The sequence below is a fragment of the Psychroserpens sp. XS_ASV72 genome (assembly GCF_041224425.1).
Classification (GTDB): Bacteria; Bacteroidota; Bacteroidia; order Flavobacteriales; family Flavobacteriaceae; genus Psychroserpens.
This window is the reverse complement of sequence record NZ_JBGFGL010000058.1, coordinates 1-5266: the sequence shown is the minus strand read 5'-3', so window position 1 is coordinate 5266 and position 5266 is coordinate 1. Positions and strand designations below refer to the sequence as shown.

The 5266-nt window shown below is 35.0% G+C and carries 4 protein-coding genes and 1 pseudogene; 1 reads left to right on the top strand and 4 read right to left on the bottom strand.

The features are described from left to right. Nucleotides 1-271 precede the first annotated feature (271 nt). A complete protein-coding gene (gene aqpZ, locus AB9K26_RS00765; protein WP_369970633.1) occupies nucleotides 272-976 on the bottom strand; it encodes an aquaporin Z in 705 nt (234 codons plus the stop codon). A 575-nt stretch (nucleotides 977-1551) separates the two neighbouring features. Continuing rightward, entirely contained in the window at nucleotides 1552-2265 is a 714-nt protein-coding gene (locus AB9K26_RS00760) for a hypothetical protein (protein ID WP_138259773.1), read from the bottom strand. 175 nt (nucleotides 2266-2440) lie between these two features. On the opposite strand from AB9K26_RS00760, the gene AB9K26_RS00755 reads away from it, so the two are divergent. Continuing rightward, a complete protein-coding gene (locus AB9K26_RS00755) occupies nucleotides 2441-3505 on the top strand; it encodes a DUF481 domain-containing protein (protein WP_138259772.1) in 1065 nt (354 codons plus the stop codon). Nucleotides 3506-3546: 41 nt separating this feature from the next. Here AB9K26_RS00755 and AB9K26_RS00750 read toward each other — a convergent pair. Together AB9K26_RS00750 and AB9K26_RS00745 are read right to left on the bottom strand one after the other, a co-directional pair. Next, a pseudogene (locus AB9K26_RS00750) lies at nucleotides 3547-4125 on the bottom strand (amidohydrolase family protein); the annotation flags it as partial. A gap of 383 nt (nucleotides 4126-4508) precedes the next feature. Then, a complete protein-coding gene (locus AB9K26_RS00745) occupies nucleotides 4509-4925 on the bottom strand; it encodes a DUF2541 domain-containing protein (RefSeq protein ID WP_138259771.1) in 417 nt (138 codons plus the stop codon). Nucleotides 4926-5266: the final 341 nt, after the last annotated feature.

Here is a 5266-nt window from a genome sequence, read left to right as displayed (position 1 = left end):
CGTCAGCTGGAGCTGTAGATAATAGAAAGGGTTTTAGCAATTTGGTTTAGCAGGTCGTTATGGTCACACTTGCTTGTGGGGCGGGAGTGCGCAGCACGTAGCCACGCAAGTCAGCTTCAGCTGATTGTGACCATAACGGTTAGTATATGAAAAGTAGGCGATTTCGAATTACGAAACTTTCAGTTAAGCACAAGCTTTGATACAAACCAAAAGCCTTGAATTTAGACTGGGTCGCCTATTTTTTTATATACATTGTTAGCCATTGTTTTGATTATTCTTTTTCTGATGAAATGAATTTGTAAACTAGTCCTGCTAAAGCTGCACCCACAATTGGAGCAACCCAAAACAACCATAATTGACCCATTGCGTTTGCTTCAGCAAAAATTGCGACTGCTGTACTTCTTGCTGGATTTACAGATGTATTTGTTACTGGAATACTTATCAAGTGAATTAATGTCAATGCTAAACCAATTGCCATTCCTCCAAAGCCAGGTGAAGCATTCTTATGCGTTGCTCCCAGAATTACTATTAAGAACATAAATGTCATAACAATTTCTGTGACAAGTGCTCCTATCATTCCATAGTTTACTCCATATACATTTGCATCATAAAAGTTTGTTGCAAATGCTCCAGGTGCTGAACCAATTCCAGAAAAATCAGATGAGCTACTTATGATTAAGTATAAAATTGCTGCCCCCAATGCTCCTCCTAATACTTGAGAACCAATGTAAGGCAATAAGTCTTTCTTGTCGAATCTTCCTCCAATCCACAACCCTACAGATACTGCAGGATTAAAATGACCTCCAGAAATGTGCCCTAAAGCATAGGCTCCTGTTAACACTGTAAGTCCAAATGCTAGGGATACGCCAACAAGTCCAATTCCTATGTCAGGAACTCCTGCTGCTAAAACTGCACTTCCACATCCGCCTAGTACTAACCACATTGTACCGATAAATTCTGCTACTAATTTTTTCATAATTTTCTATTTAATTTTAATTGTTTATAAGTTGTATTTGTTATTCAATAATGGCTAACGACCTGCTAAACGCAGTTCAGGTATGATAACGAAGATACAATAAAATGGATAACAATGCCATGATATTGGACTGTTGGCATCATGGCATTGTTTGTCAATTAGATGGCGCAGCTATCGTGGATTGCCATTTTATTGAATTGGGAGTTAGAGTGCCTGATCCAAATTGCATTTAGCTCTGTGTTATGGCACGTTGAGCACTTGAGTGCGTCAGCTGGAGCTGTAGATAATATAAAGGGTTTTAGCAATTTGGTTTAGCAGGTCGTTATGGTCACACTTGCTTGTGGGGCGGGAGTGCGCAGCACGTAGCCACGCAAGTCAGCTTCAGCTGATTGTGACCATAACGGTTTAGGCTATGAGTATTTGCGTGTATTAGAATTTAACTTTGGAAATACAACCAAACTGAAAATCCGAGAGGATTTTCAGAAGTAGGTGGGACTAAGCAATTACTTATAGGCATTGTTGGCAATATTTTTTTATCTGGTTATGTGATTCTTTTGAAATATTATTTTCTTATCCTAAAGAAAAAACGTTGCTCCAATTCTAATTGTATTTATATCATTTGTAAAATTAGGATACCACCCTGTGTTGACTTTAAATTTATTTGGGGTAATTATGTAGTTAAAGTTAACTTCAGCTTGCCAAATAGTGTCAAAATCAAACATTGTAACAATAGGATTTAAAAACACAAATGCTTGTTTACTAAAACTTAAGCTCATGTTGGTTTGAAACCCTAAACCACTTTCTTTAGGCTCTGTTAAATACACATAATTAACTCCAGGAAACAAGGATATGTTTTTATTCAAAACAAGCCCGACCACTCCACCTACCGCAATAGACCAGGTGTCAGAGCCAAGACCCTTTTCAGCTGAACCTGTTGGAATTGTAATATCAGTAAATGGCGCAATGGCTATAATAGTGCTTGATATATTTCTTTTTACTACGTTAAAGTAACGCAATCTAACATCTGAAAGCCCAAATTCATTTGTTGCATCATTATACAATAGCGGTACTTCTCCTAATAAAAGATTATTAGGATTGAAAGCATATTGAAAATTAACTCTTGTACCATAAGTTGCAAAACCGTCATAAGCGTTATATTCACCTAATGTGTTAATTTGTGTGTAAAGATTAGTAGGCTTGGAAGGGTCTATTTCTTCTTTTGTATTTTGTGCTTTTATACTATGAAAACAGAAAGCTATCAAGATCAAACTTAAAAATTTATATTTCATATTATTTATTTTTGAGAGAATTCTTTAGTAAAAGACTAATAACAAGACAACAATTATTATAATGCTTTTTTCGCCTTTGTTATGTACAACATTTACATTTTATTATTATTTAAATAAACAAAAATTTTATATTTACTAATTAATAGAATGTTTTCATAAATTTTTTTTAAATATAATGAATAAACTTTTCACACTTTTCTTATTAATATTTGTTATTCACTATACAAGTTTCTCACAAAATGATTCTCTCGTGCTAAATAACGGAGATTTTATTGTAGGAGACTTAAAAAGTATGTTCAAGGGTGTTTTGACTATTGAACCATCATATTCAGACTCAGATTTTAAAATTAAATGGAAAGACGTTAAAGAATTAAAGGCAACTCAGCGTTACTTCATAGCGCTTTCTGATGGGCTAAGAACTAATGGAACATTAAAAAGTTCAGGTATTGGAAAACTAATAATTCACAAAGGGGAAGGGGATTACCTAACTGTTAATCAAAGTGATGTTGTTTACATAAAAAGTATAGATAGTGGTTTTTTAAGCCGTCTTTCTGCTAATATAGATTTTGGTTTCACATTAACTAAAGCTAATAACCAACAACAACTAAACGGTAATTTAAGGATGGGATATTTGGCGGATAAGTGGACGACTAGACTATTTTATAACACGTTATTGACCAAACAAGATGATGCGTCAGATATACGGAGAAATGATGCTGGAATTGAATTTCTCTATATTTTGCCTGAAGATTGGGTTCTTGGCGCAAGCGTAAATCTACTATCAAATACAGAACAATCCTTAGACTTACGCTTAACAAGTAAAATGGGAATTGGTAATTATTTAAAATATTCTAATACGATGTATTGGAATGTTTTGGCTGGTTTTGCGTATAATACTGAAAGCTTCTTACCTATTTTAAATCCAGAGCAAGGAATTACTACAACAACACCGAATAGAAAATCATTTGAGGGATTTTTGAAAACAGAATTAAACATATATGATCTCGGTGATTTAGAGCTTTTCACCAATATAATTCTATACCCTACAATTTTTTCAGATACCAATGTTAAGTCTGGTCGCACTAGAGTAGACTTTAGATTCGATGTAAAGTATGATGATCTCTTTATTGAGGATTTTTACATCAGAGCAGGTTATAATCTCAATTATGATAATAGACCAGCTGAAGCAGGAAAAGCATTAGATTATATCTTTACTACAGGATTTGGCTGGGAATGGTAAATTCTACTACAATCAAAAAAACACCAAACTTGGTATTAGGGTTACCTTTTATAAACTTGTTTACCCTCTTTATAAGTTTCTAAAACTATAATGTTTTTTATTTCTTCTTCAGGCACTTTTAAAGGGTTTTTATCAAGAATAACTAAGTCGGCAAGCTTACCTTTTTCAAGAGTTCCTTTGGTGTCTTCTTCAAAATGCTGATAGGCTGACCAATCTGTAATGCCTTTGAGCGCTTCGTAGGGAGTTGTCTTCTCATCCGCACCAATCACTTGACCTGAACGGGACTTTCGCTCAACTGAAATCCCGACCATCCTCATTAAATTTGGCAGGGCTACAGGTGCATCTGTATGGATGGTTATCCTCAAACCTTTATCCAAGGCTGTTCTGGTAGGACTGATAGAGTTTCCAAGGCTATCTCCAATAATCTGTTTGTGCCAGTCTCCCCAGTAATAGGTATGTAGCGGAAATAATGAAGCAATGACATTCAATTCCATAAAAGAATCAAGTTGATCTTCCCGAACATATTGACCGTGGATAAGAACACTTCTTCGGTCATCATTTCCAAATTCTTCTATGGCAGGCTTCATTGTACGTATCATCTGGTCCATTGCCGCATCACCATTGCCATGGGTGAAAACTTAACAGTTGTTTTTAAACGCTTTTTTATACAATGACGTCACAACACTATCACTAGGAATTGCTGGATAACCGCTGTAATCTAGGTCTGCCCCATCTGGTGGAATTAAATACGGCTGAGTTTGCCAAACTGTTCTTCCCTATGGAGATTCATCAAGTGTTAAAAAGATGCAAAGCACAGCAAGTAATTAATTACGTTTTATTCACATAATAATTCCTATTTAATCATTTTTATAAACGCTTTTGCCTTCTTCTATGCATTCTGTAATCTTTGTTGAATGTATTTGCATTGGATTTATTTTTAATGAGTTTTCATCAAAAATAAACAAGTGGGCCAAAGCTTACTTTTTCAAACGTTTACTTTCATTTATTCTCGTAATTTGGCCCATATTTCAACTTTTGCCCTTTTAGTAAATATGATATTCCCAGCTGAGTCATAATCAATTTCTAATTCTTTTAATTTAGTATCATTTCCAGGTAGCTTAAACGCAAAAGATGACATCCCATTGGTAAAAACACCGGTGCCTTTTGGAGAGAATTCTTTTTCTGTGCCGTCGGACATTTTGACGCGTAGCTTTTTAAGCTTAACGGTTCCCCGAATACACTTTAACTTTATTGTAGAAATGTTTTGTTTTTTGCCAAGCATATTGACTTTATCTGTTTCAGCCATGTAAGACACAGTTTTTTCCGATAGTTTTATCCAACCCTTTTCTTCAGACTGCGCGAAGGAACGAAGCCCAAACGCAACAATCAATACCAGAGCTAATAGAATACTTTTTTTCATTTTATTGATATTTTAATTTTGTTAACCGACAACAGCGGTTCAATTCTTTGAGTGTTTTCAATCCAACTTATTTAAATTAATCATAACCTTTTTGGTCAAAAAGAACTGTACAACCATACCAGATTTGATCTTGGTGATAGGATTTATTCTTAATTTCGGTTAAGCCATTTAGCTTCAGGCGGTTGGTTTAAATTGCCCACAACGACCTGCTAAACGCAGTTCAGGTATGATAACGAAGATACAATAAAATGGATAAAAATGCCATGATATTGGACTGTTGGCATCATGGCATTGTTTGTCAATTAGATGGCGCAGCTATCGTGGATTGCCATTTTATTGAA

Coding starts and splice junctions, on each gene's coding strand:
- aqpZ (WP_369970633.1), bottom strand. CDS start 976: ATGAAAAAATTAGTAGCAGAATTTATCGGTACAATGTGGTTAGTACTA.
- AB9K26_RS00760 (WP_138259773.1), bottom strand. CDS start 2,265: ATGAAATATAAATTTTTAAGTTTGATCTTGATAGCTTTCTGTTTTCAT.
- AB9K26_RS00755 (WP_138259772.1), top strand. CDS start 2,441: ATGAATAAACTTTTCACACTTTTCTTATTAATATTTGTTATTCACTAT.
- AB9K26_RS00745 (WP_138259771.1), bottom strand. CDS start 4,925: ATGAAAAAAAGTATTCTATTAGCTCTGGTATTGATTGTTGCGTTTGGG.